The following is a 16,604-nucleotide window of genomic DNA, read 5'->3' as shown; positions in this document are numbered from 1 at the left end:
TGACAAGCCCGGCCAAGGATGGCAGGGCTTTTCCTATCTCTTTATTTATCACCTACAGTTAAAAATTCGATGTCATAGCAAAACGGTGTGCTACTCTTGACTGAGCTCAAGTTTAGCTTTTTCGACGGCTTTTAATATGGCACTTTTGGTCGAAGGTTTGGTAATGTAACCCGTGAGGCCAAGCGATGCCCACTTGCGAATAATGCCTTTGTTTTTATTGCTTGTGAGTGCAACGATAGGCAGCTTTTTGCAATGGGGAATATTACGCACATTTTTGGTGGTGTTGTAACCATCGAGCTCAGGCATAAATAAGTCCATAAATACCATAGAAAATCGCTGCTTGCGGAGTTTTTTTATGGCATCCAAGCCACTGCCGACGCTTTCTACTTTATGTCCTTCATCACGGAGGATTTTTGCTATCATTTCACGGTAGATTTCGTTGTCTTCCACGACCATTACTTTGAAAGGTTCATCGCTTTTTACCGGCTTTTGTGGTTTGATTTCAACTTGGCCATCGCTTTCCATCGGCATTACTTGCTGTGCCAGTTGCGCACTGTTGGCCTGATCCTTTTCAGCGAGTACCGCGGTTAACTCAGCAATGGAGAGTTGTTTGTCTTTTAGCCGCTGGGTGAGTTCATGGACGCTTTCAGCAAGCTGGCTTTCCAGTTGATCGAGCAAGGGAGTAAGGTGTTTTGCTTTGAGTTCATTAAGCAAATCATCTTGAACCTGATTGACTCCTTTTTGTGAGTCAAGGCTTGCTCTGGCATCTTTTAAGGTTTGATCGGCCCGGCCATGATAAACCGCAGCGTCGTCAATTAATTGTTTGAGTTTATCGTCAATGCGACCAAAGTGCTCCTCACGAATTTGCGCAACTTCAGAGACCCCTTCGGTGCGAATTAAGGCATTGTGTAATATCATCCGAAAACGATAGTTTTCATACATGGGTTTATAAACAAAGTAGTCGGTAAAGATGCCTTTCATACAACAGCGAAAAGCCACACCAGACTCTTTGTTTTCACACAACAGGATGTTTTCATGAGGGTAATTGAGTAACCCATGTTTGGCCAATAAACTGTAGACTTCAACGCTTTTCGCCACCGTTTTACGGGCAATAACAATGACATCGGGTGGCGCTTCTGAGAGTAGTTCCGCCACTTCTTTGTGGCTGGTAAAAACTCGGTATTCTTTAACTTGAGAGGCAATAATATCGGCCACACCAGTGAGCTCATTGGGGTCATCGCAAATAATGATGACCTTAGGGTGACGCTGCGCATGCTCGACGGTTTTCTTTGTCATTGCCAAATTATCCTTATTAAAATTTACCTCATAACGAGCTTAAGCTTACTGAGCTTGAATTAGTAATGGGCTACACGCTTTTGCTTAAGTATTTATGAGATAGCTAATTTTGCAATGAATCTTAGAGCTGGTTTTGAAGAAATAGTTTGGTTTAGCTATCAAAGATTTATATTCGCTTTGTATTACCTTGTTCTACGCCAAGATGTTGTGATGGTTAAAGTTTGTTCAGGTGCGATTTGGTTGATGCTTTTATTCGTGCAATCAGAGCGATTTAAGCGTACAATTGCGACTGTATATCATTGCTATTGGTGAGCGTCTCAGTGTGCCACCGACTCAGTTGCAAACTGGCCTGAAATGCAAAACTCAAAATGGTAATAGCCAGATATACCAACGCAGATAAGCTATCAAATTCCACTACTAGGTACACGTTCATTTCATGACAGACATCACCACGCACCAAGCCTCTCGACGACGATTGTTGATAGCGTTGACTATTACTTGCACCTTTATGGTCATTCAAGTCGTGGGTGCCTACTATGCCAACTCATTAGCTGTGCTTGCCGATGCTGGTCACTTATTTGTCCATAACAGTTCATTGTTTATTGCTCTGATCGCCTCGAGTGTGGCAGTTTACCTAGCGAAAACTTATAACGATGGCTATAAGCGCGCCGAGTACACTGGTGGCTTAATAAATGGCATCTTGTACCTTTCTATTGCGATCATCATTTTATTTGAAGGGGGAGAGCGATTAAGTCACCACGGTGAGGGTCATGGCTTAGGAGTGAATAGCTATTTGATGTCGGTGATTGCGGCCATCGGATTTTTATTTCATGGTGCTTCAGCTTGGATCTTGTATAAAGGCAGAAAAGACAGCATCAATGTGTACGCGGTATTTTTACACTCCTTTTTTGACTTGCTATCGACAGTCTCTACCTTTGTGGCCGGGGTAGTTATCTATTTAACGGGCTGGGAAGTCATTGATATTTTATCCAGTATGCTGATCTCGCTGTTTGTTTTGTTTACCGGTGTAAAAGTGGTGTTGGCTTGCGTGAAAGGGCTTATGACACCTGCTGAGGCCTTACCTAAACCCAGTGCGGTAGAGTCCGCTATTTTGGCTACTGAGCACGTTGAAAGCACTCATAACATCACGGTAAGTGAAATGGACGGTAAACTCGTGGTTGGTGCACACATCGTCTTAAAACACCACTGTACTATAGAGTCTCACGACTCGGCGTGTCGCTCCGAGGTTGAAATGCAACTAAGGCAACGCTTTGGGGTGGCTAGCTGTGTGCTGCAAATAGAAAGTCATGATTGCCCTGAGCATTAATTAATCTGTGCTTGGCAAAGCGCCGTTTCTCTTTTACTGTTATAGTAATAGATTCCCAGCTTAAGATAAGCAGATTAAATTGCACTTGAATCAAAAACATATATTTCTTTTAACTGTGCTTCTTGGCATGCTTGGCGGCGCTGCCAACTTGCTGCCTATTTAGTTTTTGGATAGCTCCGAATTCTTGTTAGGCCAGTTATTTGTGTTATTTGTGTTACTGCTATTTGGCTGGCAGTATGCTGTCATTGCGGTGGCAATTGGTGCCGCGTTTATATTCTATCGCTGGGGCCATTGTTGGCCGTCATTAGTGTTTTTAGTTGAGGTGATTTGGCTGCACTTTGTTGCGGTAAGAACCAATAAGCTTTTCTTTGTTCGTGGTTTAGTCTTTTGGCTGTTACTGGGCTTGCCTGCGCTGTTTATATTCGGTTACTTTGCTTTGCAGTTGCCGCTGCTGGTCATTATTACCGCTCTTGGTAAGTACTTTATTAATGCTGCCATTTGTCTTGCGGTGGTGGACTTACTCAGTTTCTTTTTTGCTCGAGGTAAGTGGCAAGGCCTTGCACTTCATCAAATCCTCAATTCAACGGTGAGTTTAGTGATTGTGCTGGTGGTGTTGATGATCACTATTGTACTGACCAACAATTACTATCTGCGCCTTGAATCTGAAGTGAGTAATCAATTAAAAAAAGCGTCGAACACCGTAGTGGCGCGCATGGATGATTACTTATCCAGCTACCGAGATGCCACTGTCACCGCCGCTGAGCAAGTCGCATTAGGGTTAAATGAGCAAGATGTATTAACCCGCTTTATTACCACTTACCCGAACTTCAGAACCGCAATCGTGGCCGATAAAGAGGCTAAGATCACACACTTTGCGCCGCTTGCTTTTGCCAAAGAAATGGCCAAGCAACAACATTACGTCGATGATAGAGACTATTTTCAATTAGCACCCACTCACCCGAAAGGCTATGTGTCGGGGATTTTTCAGGGCAGAGGCTTTGATGAAGCCGCCATTGTGGCGATTTCGGCGCCGATATTAAAGGGGGGCGAGTTTAGTGGCATAGTAGAAGGCTCGTTAATTTTTGGCTCATTTGAGCGTTTTATTCCTGAGATACTGTCAAAACCAAGTCATCTGATTATTTTAGATAAAAACAAACAAGTGGTGTTTAGCTCATTAAAAACCGAGTTTAAAACCCTCGATATGCCCAATTATGCTGTTTTACAGGCGCTGTTTGATGAGACAACCGATACCTTTGAAGATTCCACCGAGCAAATTTTGTATAAACAAACAGCGCAGTCAAGTACCTATCAATGGTCGGTTGTCACTTTGTTTGAGCGTAAGTACCTTAACTATTTGGCTGCCGCAGCTTGGCTTGATGCGCTGCTGTTGGCGTTGTTCATTATTGCTTTGAGCTCAGTTTTTGTACGCTATTTAACCAGGCTGCTGGTTCAACCTATTGTCTCATTAAGTCAGGATATTCACGCCTACGAACCCACCAAGGTAATTAACAACTCCGCCACCGAACAAACTAGTTTTTTGGAAATTGTCGAGCTGCAGCAACAATTTAATCAGCTGGCCTATAAGCTTACCCTTAGTTTTTCAAAGCAAACGCAAGCCAGTGAAGAAAACGCTATGCTTAACCAAAAGCTAACCAGCTTTAACCGTGAGCTAGAGCACCAGGTTGCTGAAAAAACCACCGAGCTAACTAAAGCTGTTGAAGCTGCCAATTCTGCCAATCAATCGAAGAGCCGTTTTTTAGCTAACATGAGCCATGAAATACGCACGCCGTTAAATGGCATCATTGGCTTGTCTGATAATTTGCTGCGAACGCCAAGGCTAGATATAAAAGTATCGGATCAGATCAGCGTCATTAAGCAGTCGGCGAAAAATCTTATGTTGATATTGAATGACATTTTAGATTATTCAAAGATTGAAGCCGGCGCGTTGAAAGTAGATAAGTCGGTGGTCAACTTACCAGAGTTAATGGCAAGCTTAGTGGCTATGTTTAAGGCGTCGTATGGTAAGTATGGCGTAGAGTTTCAATACCACTGCAGTGATAGAGTACCGCAATACGCCGAGTTAGATGAATTACGTGTATCGCAAGTGATTAATAATCTGCTGAGTAACGCTGGAAAATTCACCGAGCAAGGTCATATCAAGCTAACAGTGGATTATGAACACCAGCAACTCCATTTTGGTGTTGCAGATTCAGGAATTGGTATCTCAAAAGCTCAGCAAGAGCAGCTGTTTGAGGAGTTCACTCAGGCAGATGTAACGATTACTCGTAAGTTCGGTGGTACAGGCTTAGGCTTGGCCATTAGCAAAAAGTTAGTAGAGCTGATGTCTGGAGAGTTAACCCTAGAAAGTGAGCTTGGCGTAGGTAGTCATTTTTTTGTCACTATACCGGCCATTGCCAGCAAGTCGGATCCGGCACAAGAAGAACTGGTTAAAACGCCGAATCTATCAGGGGTAAATGTGTTACTGGTTGAGGATAATAAAATAAACCAAATGGTGGTCGCAAAATTATTAGAGCCAACGGAGTGCCATTTGCACACAGCAGACGATGGCGTCATTGCCTTAGAGGTGTTGCAAAAACAACCTTGTGAGTTGATTTTAATGGACTGTCAAATGCCCAACATGGATGGTTTCGCCTGCGCCAAAGCCATTCGGACGGATGAGTCACTTTATGGCCAGCCCTATATTATCGCCATCACCGCTAATGCTTACCAAGAAGATAAGCAGCGCTGTTTGGATGCCGGCATGAATGACTTTATTGCTAAGCCAATAGACGTTAATAGCGTTTATCAAAAACTATCAGATTGGGTTAAAGCTTAAGCGTGAGATAAGTATTTTTGTTCAAATAACGCAATAAGCTCTTCTGCCGGTAATGGCTTAGCAAACAAATACCCCTGCATGTATTCACAACCGACCTCACGTAAGTAACTAAGCTGCTTTTCGGTTTCTACCCCTTCTGCAATGCATTTCATATTCAAGCTCTGGGCCAATAAGTAGATGGTTCTTATAATTGATTTATTGGCGGGTTTGGCTGTCATATTACGCACGAAGCCTTGGTCGATTTTAATAATATCCAGAGGGAATTCATTCAAATACGTTAATGAAGAAAAGCCTGTGCCAAAGTCGTCGAGCAGTAATACAAACTCTGCTCGTTTCATTTCATTAATGGTTGCTCTGGCCTTAGCTAGATCGGACATAAAAATGGACTCAGTGATCTCAAGGCGGAGGTTATGGTTTCTTAAGCCGTGAGCACTGAGTATCTCGCTAAATTGACTGGCAATATCAGAACGCAAAATATGCACGGCACTGAGATTAAGTGATACATAAAAGTCAGACTGCTGATTAAATAAAGGGCGCAATTCGGTTAAGGCACGAATTAGCGCCTGCTCAGTCATCACTTCTATTAAGCCATTTTCTTCGGCAATAGGGATAAAGTCGTTTGGTGGAATGAGTTCTCCCTGATGGTGCCAACGCATTAGCAACTCTACTCCAGCAATACCACCGGTGGTAGTATTGATAATTGGCTGATAATGATTTAAAAACTCATTGCCGCGAACTGCCGTCTTCATAATGGTTTCTAAACGCAGTTTTTTGCGGATCTCTTGGTTCATGGCATCGGTAAAAAATTTATAAGCATTGCGTCCAGATTGCTTGGCGTGGATCATGGCCACGTCGGCATTACGGATCAATTCTTCAGGTTCATCACCATCAAAGGGGTAAACGGCAATACCCACACTTGCTGATACACTGACGGTGATCCCTTCAATCTCTATGCGTTCAGGAATATGTTTCACTAACTTAGACACCATGCCACTGACGTATTCAACTGAGGGCAGGGTTTTCATTAACAATAAAAATTCATCGCCACTTTGACGAGCAAGGATGCAGTTATTATCCATTTGCGATTGAATGCGCTTGGCAATGGCGATTAACAGCTTATCACCAATATGATGACCATAAGCATCGTTGATGGGTTTAAACTTATCAAGGTCAATGAATAGTAAAGCACAGTTGTGTTGCTGATTGTTGGCATTAAATAGTGCAAATTCAATGTGCTGCAGCATCAGGTTGCGATTCGGTAACTGTGTGAGTGCATCGAAGTTAGCGAGGTAGCGTAACTCATTTTCGGCTTTCTTTTGCTCCGTTAAGTCTGTGACAACCACCACAAAATACTCAAGTGTGCGTTGATCTTTAGAGATGGCGCTAATACTTAACTGCACAGGATGCACTTTATCCTGACCATCGTTCACTTGTACTTCTTGGCGTAAATACTGGTTTGGTCCAAGAGACTTGAGGTTGGCAATGAGGCTATGGAACTTACGCTGGCCAATGGCATCAACAAAACGTTGGGTTGTTAACTCATTCAGCGCTTGCTCTTCATCTAGCTGGAACGCGTTGCAGAAGCTGGCGTTCACAGCAATGGGCTGCAGCGACGGGTCTAAAATGAGTATCCAGTCATTGACCTGAGAAAACGCCTCTCCAAGCATACTGGCCTGCATTTGGTTGGCTTTCTGGGTGGTGATATTGGTATAAATACCATGCAGCTCAGTGGCTTCACCCTGGTCATTAAACTCCGCCACTTGGCCGAAATCATGAAACCAGTGCCAGTTGTCGTCTTGGCATTTTAGCCGATAAGAAAGTGATAACTGGGCTTTGGTGGGGTTAGAAATAAACTTTTTCCAGCTTTGCTCTACCATCTCTCGGTCGTCAGGATGAATGGCGTTGTAGTGCTCTTGTAAAGTGATGGTGGTGTCACTAAAGCCAAGATCATGTGCCCGTTGCTGGGTAATAAGGCGACTGTCCAAATTGGCCGACCATACACCACTTTTGGTTGAGCGCAGTGCCAACTTGGTTTGCTGGCTAGCGTGTGTTACTGCTTTTAACGCCGTGGTGAGCTGTGCTTGCTTTGTTTTGTGACGAGCAATGATGAGGCCGGTAATTGCCAAGCCACTGATAATATAAAGGGCGATAGCGTAGGGCGATAGCCAAGGGGAGTGGGCCACCTTAAAGCGTGTTGTTAGGCTATTAACAACATGGTCATCCACCAGAGAATGCTCTGAAATATTGAGTTCATAGTGTCCCGGTGAAAGCTGGTTAAAGAATACTTTATTGCGATTGAGGCCACTGTATTGCACTGCGCTGGGACCCGAAAGGGCAACGTTAAATCGCGTGGAGTCATTGTTGGTAAAGTCAAAATCGGAAAACTGTATTTCAATGCCTATGTCATCGAAGTTGAAATCAAGTGCCTCAGCAATACGTTGTGGTGCGATAAAGCGAGTATTTTGGTTAAGAACATCCAGTTGCGTCAATTGCACTGAGTGGGTTACTTTATCGCTGGTAGTGAAATCGGCTGGGTTAAACAACACCGTGCCGTTAATAGTGCCAAACGCGAGATGCTCATTACTTAAGCGACTTACAGCCCCGCCATTGAATTCTAATGTGGGTAAACCATGGGTGGTGTTAAACGTTTGCAAGCCTTTATTTTGGTGATCATAACGAATTAAGCCACGCTGTGAGCTGGCCCATAACACGCCATTACGGTCACGCTTTAAACCATATATAACGTTGCTTGCCAAGCCAACAGACTTATCGATACGGTGTTTGACTTCATAACTGCTGCTATCGAGTGAAATTATGCCTTCGGTGCTAGTTGCAAGCCATAACTTGCCGTCAGTACCTAGTGTCCAATCGTTTACTGCCGATACCATCAGGTTATCTGGCTTTTGATACAGCCATGTCAGGGTGTCAGTTTGGCTGTCATATTGAGCCAGCCCCTTTGCAGTACTAATATAATAGGCATCATCATCAGCACTGAGCGCCGGTAAGAATAAAAATGCCTCTGTACTGGTAAGCTTATTATTAAGGCCTGTTAACGCGTTAACTTTGTTGTTTAGGGCGTGGTATTCGTAAAAGCCTTTATCGGTAATAAACGGGAAGCGCTGCTGCGGATATTGACTTACTCCCCAGCTGTACTGATTATCGCTGCTATGCCCAGGGTAGGGGATCCTTTTTTTAGTGTTCTGTTGGCGGTCGAACAGTGCAACGGACTCCGAGGTTTGTACCACAAAGGTATTTTCACCTAAGGCGGGTGCCGTAAATATTGAATATATCGCATCAGCGCCGTAGAGCGCTTTTGACTCACGGTTTTGTAAATACGTGGTTTTATAGCGTTTGCTGGTGCTGTCGAAGGCATTGATGCCATTGTCGGTACCAATCAAAATCTCGCCTTGCTGGGTTTCTAAAATAGACCAAACATTGTTATTAGCGTATCTGTCCTTATGACTGGCGAGGGTATCGAAGCGCAATGCACTGGATGGCCACATATAGGTGCCATCATTGTACGTGCCCATCCAAAGGTTATGATTTTTATCGGCATATAAGCTGATGATGCTTGGGTTGGTTAGTAAATACCGACTCTCTGCAAGTGACAGTATTTTGTTGATGGATTTGTTACGCCGCGAGACCTTATAGAGGCCCGTTTCTGTTGCGATAAACTCGCCATATGGGGTGATTTGATGACCCCAAATGTTCTTCTCTGGCACTAGGGTATAGCTCTTATTGGCAAGCAGTTTTTTATCGATGATGGGCATTACATATAAGCCCTCGACAGTACCAATTAATAAGCCCAGTGCTGGGTCTTGTTTCAATAGCTTTACGTCTTGGTTATATTCTGAGGTGGTATCAGTAAAACTCAGCCGTTTAGGTTTACCCGCTGGCATTCTATATTGGTATAAGCCTTGGGTGGTACCTATGAGAATACTGTTGTCGATACGATGCAGTGCCCGGATCACTTGGTTGCTTTCGAAGTGGACTAGTAGTTCCGTTTTAAGTGTTTTGCGGTCGAGTGTATAAAGAGTATTTTCGATGCTCAGCAGTATGTTGTCTTTGTACGCTATAGCAGTAGTTACCGCTGCAATGCCGGTATTATTGTTACCCTGTTTACCGTCGTATATTTTTTGTGCTTGATAGGTGTCAACATTAACTAAGTAAGCGCCATTAAGAAACGTTGAAACCAATAACTCGTCTTGGCCAATATTAAAAATACCCACTATTTCATACTCGCTGAGGTTGACCCCAGCCGAGACGGCAGTCATTTGATTGCCATCGTAGCGGTTTAAACCGAGTAACGTACCAATCCAAATAAAGCCATGTTTATCTTGAGTAATGCTGGTGATGGACGCTTGAGAAAGGCCCTCTTCGACGGAGAAGCGGCTGATGTGTTGCGAAGGGGTATGCCCGTAACTGGGCGCTACTATGGTGCAAGCAACAAAGAAGAATAGACAACATAATAGCGTTTGCTTCATTAAAAGACCTTAAATAAATCGAATCAAAACTAGTCCTTTAATATCACTTACTCTAAACAAGACTGTCGGCATTGATGTTATTTGCTTGTCTAGTCGCAGGAGTTTATCCGACTTCCTGTTGTAAAAGCAATGATAAATATAAGATTACTGCTTAAATTTAACATTTTGTATACAACTTTGTGTTTTAAAATTACCAGCATTGCGCGCTTGCAAATAGTCCTCTTTAGCAAGCCGTTTTACTTATTTATGAGTCTAGCAGCTATACCATTTTTTGCTGCAATGTTAATGATATTCTGAGTAAATGCTGTAAGGCGAAGTGGTATACTGCGAGTACTAAAGAATAATAATTCGCATTTATTTTCTGTTTAGAGTTGATAATTGTTATCGTTTAGATTAGACTTGATTGCGTTAGTGAAATTGAGATTGGTTTTCATTTATGTATGTCTGTATTTGTCACGGTGTAACCGACAAGCAAATTGAAGCGAAAGTGGATGAGGGTGCGCGTTCTATGCGTGAAATCAGCCAGAGCTTGTCTGTTGGTAAGCAATGCGGTAAGTGTTGTAACTGTGCGAAAAAAATCCTTAACGATAAGCTGATTGATATCGTCGATGTAACAGAGCAGGTTGCTTAATCACCTAAGCCACTTCACAACCTGCTTCATTAATACTACAGCTGCGACTGTAAATAATTCTCTAATCCCATTGTTGTGATCAGATGCTGCTGTGTCTCCAGCCAGTCAATTTGTTCTTCTTGCATGTCTTGGATATTTTTCAACGCTTCACGACTGATGTAGTCCTGCTTCTGTTCGCACAGGGCAATGGCATCTTGTAACTGCGTTAACGATGTTTGCTCTAGAGCCATATTGCAATCGATCATTTCAGCACAATCTTCACCAATACGAAGTCGTCCAAGATCTTGTAAATTCGGCAAACCCTCAAGGAACAAAATCCGCTCGATCAATCTATCGGCGTTTTTCATTTTTTGAATTGAGACTTTGTAATCGGCTTTATCAAGTTGGCTGAAGCCAAAATCTTTAAACATGCGAGCATGTAAAAAGTACTGATTGATTGCTACTAATTCGTTTGCTAGCACCAAGTTGAGTGCGGTGATAACTTCTGGGTTTCCTTTCATTACTTACTCTCTCGGTTTATAGCTGTGATTGAATGTAGTTTGGTGCGCCAATTAAATCGATTAAACGAATTTGCTGCTCAAGCCAATAAACGTGGTCTTCTTCGGTATCGAATAGCAACTTTTCTAGCACCGCGCGAGATTGATAATCTTGCTCTTGCTCGCAAATGCTAATGGCTTCTTTCACACACTCAACGACCTCAAGTTCTAACTTAAGATCGTTTTCCATCATTGATTTAACGTCTGTGCCAATTAATAAGTCACGACGCTTAGTCATGTTTGGCACACCTTCTAGAAATAGAATGCGTTTTATCAGCCAATCTGCGTGTGTGGTTTCCTCTTCACGTTCGTGCTCTAAGCGTTGGTATAGCTTGTCTAGGCCCCAGTCCTCATACATGCGTGAATGAATAAAGTATTGATCGACCGCCGCCAGTTCGTTGGCTAACAATGTATTGAATGCATCTATGACTCTTTGTTTACCTTGCATGCGTATTACCTCAAACGTTAAAACTGCCGACAGTCTAACCCGTTTATTTTTAGAGTCAATGAAAAAATCTAAGTAAAACAAGTTGTTACCGATTGATTATAATTCGCATTTAAGTTGTGTTTAGGAACGGAGAATAGCAATTGTTGCTATTGTATTTTGCTACCATCAAGACTTGTTGTACGGTTGCAGTCGGCGGTACTATAAGGGCGGTTGACAGCAGCAATAAAACTGTTAAATTGGCATGGCTCACTTTTAGATACACTGGGGATGGCGTTGACTAAGTTACTTACACTTATGCTGATTGTGCTTTTGTCTATCCAGACTGTTGCTACGGTCGCCAGTGCCGCGGATTTTCACCAAATTGATGTGAGTCACTTACAGCAAAGCCACGATCATACCAATGATAATACGGCACAATTCGATGACCACCCGAGTCAAGATTGTCACCACTGTGGGCATTGCTCAGGCAGCCACCTTAACCTTATTTTGTTAGCTCAAGGTCCAGCATTGCCTTATTTACCTCTCGCCCCGAGTTACCCCGCTGATGAGCAACAACTGCTTGATTATATTGAGCAGCAATACCGTCCTCCTATTGCTTAACCAAGCCATAGCCGTAACAGGCTAGAACAAATGGCCACTGTAATAACGACAGTGGCTAAATCAATCGGTTAGACACAAAGTAAATCCCTTGCAATGTTTGAATGGCAAGGAACCTCTGTGTGCGCTAACTCCCTTATTGGTCGTTAAGCAAAAGAATTAATGATGATGAAACGTATTTATTTAAGTGTTGTACTGACAACATTATGCTTTGGTCATTTGGCCTTAGCCTCAGAAAACCATTCTGAACATCAAGAGCACGATGAAAAAGCCACTATCCATTTAAGCCCAAGCCAAATAGCCATGGCGAACATCACCGTCAAAAGCGTGCGGGCGCAAACACATAAGCGTAAAATTTATGCACCAGGTGAACTTAAAGCCAATGAGTTTACCAGCTACCTAGTTTCGCCGCGAAATGACGCTGTGGTTGTAAGACGCCATACTGCGCTGGGGGAAAACGTCAGTGTCGGTACGCCATTGGTGACACTCTATTCAGAGTCCATGGCACAGGCTCAAGCAGACTACCTGATCGCTACCAGCGAATGGCAACGCGCGCAGGCAATGCGTGCCGAGACCTTAAGTGAAGAGGCGAAAACGCATGCTCGAGCGCGGTTTAGTGCCGCGTATTCAACATTGCGAGCGTTAGGGGTTAGCAAAACAGAGATCAGCGCCATAACCAGCAAAGCGGCGAATGAGTTAGGCGAGTACACCTTAGTGGCTGAGCGTAGCGGCATTGTGACCATGGACGACTTTTCTCAAGGGCAACATATTAAAGCCGGCCAAACGTTATTGGCGATTACCGATGAAAGTACACTCTGGGTTGAAGCGCAATTACCACCAGACTCGCAGCTGGCATTGGGTGCCGACACCGAAGCACTAGTAAAAAGTAACCAAGGTCATTACCAGGCAAAAGTACTGCAAGCTGCTCACACTATTGACCCGGTAACGCGCACGCGGCGGGTAAGGTTAATTGTTGATAATCCCGAGGATCAGCTGCATGCCGGTATGTTTGTGGCGGTGCAGTTTTTGCTGCCCAGCGAGAAGCCGGTTATCGCGCTGCCCCAAAGCGCCTTAATGCAAGGGCATAATGGCACATGGCAAGTCTATGTTGAAAATAAACCCGGCGAGTTTATGGCAAAAGCCGTGGAGCTCGGTCAAACCTATGGCGAGCTGGTGGCGGTTTCAGGACTTAAAGACGGAGAAAAAGTGGCGACATCGGGTGCCTTTTTCGTCGCTTCTGAGCAAGCTAAGTCCGGCTTTGATCCGCACAATCATTAGGGGGAGCTATGTTGCAACGACTCATTGACTTTGCTATTTCACAGCGCTACCTAGTGCTCATACTACTGGCCATGGTGATGACTGCGGCAGCATTCACCATACCAAAGCTCAACCTAGATGCGTTTCCAGATGTCACCAATGTGCAAGTGGCTGTGAATACCGAAGCGCCAGGTCTAGCCGCGCAAGAAGTAGAACAACTTATCACCTATCCTATAGAGGCCGTGATGTACGCCTTGCCAAGTGTAAAGCAGGTTCGCTCTATTTCGAAAACAGGGTTGTCTGGGGTGACGGTAGTGTTCGCAGAAGGGACCGATATCTATTTTGCTAGGCAGTTGGTGTTTGAACGCCTGCAAGCGGCCAAGGAGTTAATTCCGCCAGATGTTGGCACGCCAACGATGGGACCCAATACGTCGGGTTTAGGTCAGGTGTTTCAGTATTTGCTTAAAGCGGAACCTGGCTCCAACTATGATGCCATGACGCTGCGTAGCCTTAATGACTGGGTGGTTAAGTTACTTATTATGCCCATAGAAGGCGTCACGGAAGTGCTGTCATTTGGTGGCGCGGTGCGCCAATACCAAGTGCTACTCGATAGTAATAAGCTACTGGCTTATGGCTTGACGCAGCAACAAGTGATGGCTGCAATTGAGCGCAATAACCAAAACGTCGGCGGCTGGTATTTACAACGTGGTCAAGAGCAATTAGTGATCCGCGCCGCAGGATGGTTTCCAAGTGGTGAGCAAGGGTTAAAAGCAATTGCCAACGTGGCGGTAAAAACGGTCGATGGCACAGTTATCACCGTATCTCAGCTTGGCAAGGTCAAGTTAGGTCAGGAAATTCGTCAAGGGGCGGTGACCATGACCAAGCGACTGGACAGCGGCGAGGTTAACGCCTTGGGGGAAGTGGTTACTGGCATTGTATTGAAGCGCATGGGAGCCAATACCAAAGCCACGATTGACAGCCTACAGCAGCGCATCGGCCTGATAAATCAAGCATTACCACCTGGCGTGAGTTTCGAGCCATTTTATGATCAATCTGATTTAGTCAACCAAGCTGTGATGACGGTCGCAGAGGCGCTGGGCTTGGCGTTTGTGTTTATTGTGGTGATATTGGCACTGTTTCTTATGAATTTAAGCGCCACCTTTTTAGTGCTTATTTCTATTCCTATTGCCATCGCGATGGCGCTGATGATGATGACTTGGCTGGGAATATCAGCCAACTTGATGTCATTGGGGGGCATTGCCGTGGCCATTGGTATGCTAGTCGATGGCTCTGTGGTGATGGTAGAAAATATTTGTAAGCGCATAGAAACAAGTTCGCAGCAGCAACACTCGGTAATAGCCGTGGTGCGCTCTGCGGCCAAACAGGTGGCGAAACCGATATTTTTTGCAACCGCTATTATTCTGTTGGTGTTTACGCCCTTGTTTAGCTTTGTTGGTGTGGAAGCGAAATTATTTCAACCCATGGCGATCAGTATTATGTTGGCCTTGGTGGCCGCAGTGATAGTCGCCCTTGTGGTGGTACCTGCGCTGGCCTGCATCATGTTTCGCCATGGCAGTAACCTCAAGCCAAGCGCGGTGGTGAGCAGCATTGAGCGCGGTTATCGCGTCGCATTACCCTGGGTGTTGCAACAGCGTAAGCTATTGTACCTAGCGGTATTGAGTGTGGTACTGGCCTCAGGTTGGGTTTTTAATAAGCTGGGGACTGAATTTGTGCCAGAACTGGAAGAAGGAACGCTGAACTTACGGGTAACGTTAGCTCCATCTGCAAGTTTAGACACAGCGCTAAGCTTGGCCCCCAAGCTAGAACAGACTTTGCTGAGTTTTCCTGAAGTGACATACGCCCTGAGTCGCATCGGACGAGCCGAAGTCGGTGGCGATCCTGAGCCGGTGAACAACATTGAAATTTATATTGGTTTAAAGCCGTCTTCACAGTGGCAATCCGCCAGTAACCGGGAAGCATTACAGCACCTAATGCAAGACAAACTGGCGCAATTTCCAGGTCTGTTGTTCAATTTTTCTCAACCCATCGCCACCCGAGTGGATGAACTGTTATCAGGCGTAAAAGCACAGTTGGCAATAAAATTGTTTGGCCCAGACTTGAAAGTACTGGCCAATAAAGGGCGTGAGATAGAGGCTCTGGTGTCACAAGTTGAGGGCACCGCAGCGGTACAGCTGGAGCAAATCGCTGGTGAAGCACAGCTGGTGATCACGCCAAAGCGCCAAGCTTTGTCACGGTATGGTCTTGCGGTCAATGACATTATGGCGATTGTTCAGCAGGGCATTGGCGGTGCCACGGCAGGGCAAATCATCAATGGTAATGAGCGCTATGATATTGTAGTTAGGCTGGCCAAGCAGCAACGTAATAGCCAAGCGGCAATTAAGGCCATTCGTTTGCAATCTAAGACGGGGGCATGGCTGCGCTTAGAGGACGTGGCGGAAGTGGAGTATCAGTCTGGGCCTCCGCAGATCAGACGCGATGATGTTCAGCGTCGTGTGGTGGTACAAGCCAATGTCAGTGATCGCGACATGGGCAGTGTGGTCAGCGATATTCGCAACCTGATCGCCACTAAAGCCGATTTACCTCCAGGCTATAACATAGAAATCGGCGGTCAATATGAAAATCAGCAACGGGCACAGCAGCGCCTGTTGTTGGTGGTTCCAGCATCGTTGGGGCTAATTGCTATGTTACTCTACTTTGCCTTTGCCTCATTTAAGCAAGCGTTATTGATATTAGTGAACGTGCCCTTGGCAATGGTGGGTGGTGTGTTTTCATTGTATTGGTCAGGGCAATATTTGTCGGTACCGGGCTCGGTTGGCTTTATTACTTTATTTGGTGTCGCTGTGCTCAATGGCGTGGTGTTGGTAGCAAGCATAAACCAACAGCTGCAGCAAACAAGCACTGTCAACGATGCCATTATCGCAGGGGCAACATCGCGTTTGCGGCCAGTGTTAATGACGGCACTGACATCGGCCCTGGGTCTGCTGCCAATGCTAATGGCCACTGGAGTGGGGGCAGAGATCCAAAAGCCATTGGCGAGTGTGATCATCGGTGGCTTAGCGACATCCACGTTGCTGACGTTATTTGTGCTGCCGGCGTTGTATCATTTATGCCCTAAATACAGTACCTCATCTTAGTGGACAAACGCACGCTAAGTTGCCAAATTAAAGGCAG

11 protein-coding genes are annotated in these 16,604 nt (G+C 44.9%); 6 read left to right on the top strand and 5 right to left on the bottom strand.

Features of this window, described 5'->3' with window-relative positions; genetic code table 11:
• Positions 1-90: 90 nt before the first annotated feature.
• Together R3P39_RS00935 and R3P39_RS00930 are read right to left on the bottom strand one after the other, a co-directional pair.
• On the bottom strand, positions 91-1,296 hold the full coding sequence (locus R3P39_RS00935) for a response regulator (protein ID WP_336565135.1): 1,206 nt from the start codon (positions 1,294-1,296) through the stop codon (positions 91-93).
• 271 nt (positions 1,297-1,567) lie between these two features.
• On the bottom strand, positions 1,568-1,816 hold the full coding sequence (locus R3P39_RS00930) for a hypothetical protein (protein ID WP_336565615.1): 249 nt from the start codon (positions 1,814-1,816) through the stop codon (positions 1,568-1,570).
• Between R3P39_RS00930 and R3P39_RS00925 the strand changes: the two genes are divergently transcribed.
• Both R3P39_RS00925 and R3P39_RS00920 read left to right on the top strand, forming a co-directional pair.
• Entirely contained in the window at positions 1,733-2,623 is an 891-nt protein-coding gene (locus R3P39_RS00925; protein ID WP_336565134.1) for a cation diffusion facilitator family transporter, read from the top strand. The genes R3P39_RS00930 and R3P39_RS00925 overlap by 84 nt on opposite strands.
• A gap of 184 nt (positions 2,624-2,807) precedes the next feature.
• Positions 2,808-5,459 carry an ATP-binding protein gene (locus tag R3P39_RS00920; RefSeq protein WP_336565133.1) on the top strand — a complete coding sequence of 884 codons (2,652 nt, stop codon included), beginning with the start codon at positions 2,808-2,810 and terminating at the stop codon, positions 5,457-5,459.
• Here the strand turns inward: R3P39_RS00920 and R3P39_RS00915 are convergent.
• A complete protein-coding gene (locus R3P39_RS00915) occupies positions 5,456-9,943 on the bottom strand; it encodes an EAL domain-containing protein (RefSeq protein WP_336565132.1) in 4,488 nt (1,495 codons plus the stop codon). The genes R3P39_RS00920 and R3P39_RS00915 overlap by 4 nt on opposite strands.
• A 436-nt stretch (positions 9,944-10,379) precedes the next feature.
• Here R3P39_RS00915 and R3P39_RS00910 point away from each other — a divergent pair, with 436 nt between their 5' ends.
• Positions 10,380-10,574: a (2Fe-2S)-binding protein gene (locus R3P39_RS00910; RefSeq protein WP_336565131.1), complete on the top strand. Its 195-nt coding sequence runs from the start codon at positions 10,380-10,382 to the stop codon at positions 10,572-10,574.
• A gap of 35 nt (positions 10,575-10,609) precedes the next feature.
• Here the strand turns inward: R3P39_RS00910 and bfr (R3P39_RS00905) are convergent, their stop codons facing one another.
• Positions 10,610-11,074: a bacterioferritin gene (bfr, locus tag R3P39_RS00905; RefSeq protein ID WP_336565130.1), complete on the bottom strand. Its 465-nt coding sequence runs from the start codon at positions 11,072-11,074 to the stop codon at positions 10,610-10,612.
• A gap of 16 nt (positions 11,075-11,090) precedes the next feature.
• On the bottom strand, positions 11,091-11,558 hold the full coding sequence (gene bfr, locus R3P39_RS00900; protein ID WP_336565129.1) for a bacterioferritin: 468 nt from the start codon (positions 11,556-11,558) through the stop codon (positions 11,091-11,093).
• A 210-nt stretch (positions 11,559-11,768) separates the two neighbouring features.
• Between bfr (R3P39_RS00900) and R3P39_RS00895 the strand changes: the two genes are divergently transcribed.
• The 3 genes from R3P39_RS00895 (at position 11,769) to R3P39_RS00885 (ending at position 16,567) form a co-directional block, all read left to right on the top strand.
• Positions 11,769-12,158: a hypothetical protein gene (locus R3P39_RS00895; protein WP_336565128.1), complete on the top strand. Its 390-nt coding sequence runs from the start codon at positions 11,769-11,771 to the stop codon at positions 12,156-12,158.
• A 162-nt stretch (positions 12,159-12,320) separates the two neighbouring features.
• Entirely contained in the window at positions 12,321-13,433 is a 1,113-nt protein-coding gene (locus R3P39_RS00890; protein WP_336565127.1) for an efflux RND transporter periplasmic adaptor subunit, read from the top strand.
• 8 nt (positions 13,434-13,441) lie between these two features.
• Complete coding sequence (locus R3P39_RS00885) at positions 13,442-16,567, top strand: efflux RND transporter permease subunit (protein ID WP_336565126.1); 3,126 nt, start codon at positions 13,442-13,444, stop codon at positions 16,565-16,567.
• Positions 16,568-16,604 lie beyond the last annotated feature (37 nt).

The organism is Pseudoalteromonas sp. UG3-2 (genome assembly GCF_037120705.1).
Taxonomy (GTDB): Bacteria; Pseudomonadota; Gammaproteobacteria; order Enterobacterales; family Alteromonadaceae; genus Pseudoalteromonas.
Note: the sequence above shows the minus strand (reverse complement) of the source record. Positions and strands in the feature narration are given on the sequence as shown.

Bases quoted from the DNA above. Each gene is read 5' to 3' on its own strand.
- R3P39_RS00915 (WP_336565132.1), bottom strand. From the start codon at position 9,943: ATGAAGCAAACGCTATTATGTTGTCTATTCTTCTTTGTTGCTTGCACC.
- R3P39_RS00910 (WP_336565131.1), top strand. From the start codon at position 10,380: ATGTATGTCTGTATTTGTCACGGTGTAACCGACAAGCAAATTGAAGCG.
- bfr (WP_336565129.1), bottom strand. From the start codon at position 11,558: ATGCAAGGTAAACAAAGAGTCATAGATGCATTCAATACATTGTTAGCC.
- R3P39_RS00925 (WP_336565134.1), top strand. From the start codon at position 1,733: ATGACAGACATCACCACGCACCAAGCCTCTCGACGACGATTGTTGATA.
- R3P39_RS00935 (WP_336565135.1), bottom strand. From the start codon at position 1,296: ATGACAAAGAAAACCGTCGAGCATGCGCAGCGTCACCCTAAGGTCATC.
- R3P39_RS00890 (WP_336565127.1), top strand. From the start codon at position 12,321: ATGATGAAACGTATTTATTTAAGTGTTGTACTGACAACATTATGCTTT.
- bfr (WP_336565130.1), bottom strand. From the start codon at position 11,074: ATGAAAGGAAACCCAGAAGTTATCACCGCACTCAACTTGGTGCTAGCA.
- R3P39_RS00885 (WP_336565126.1), top strand. From the start codon at position 13,442: ATGTTGCAACGACTCATTGACTTTGCTATTTCACAGCGCTACCTAGTG.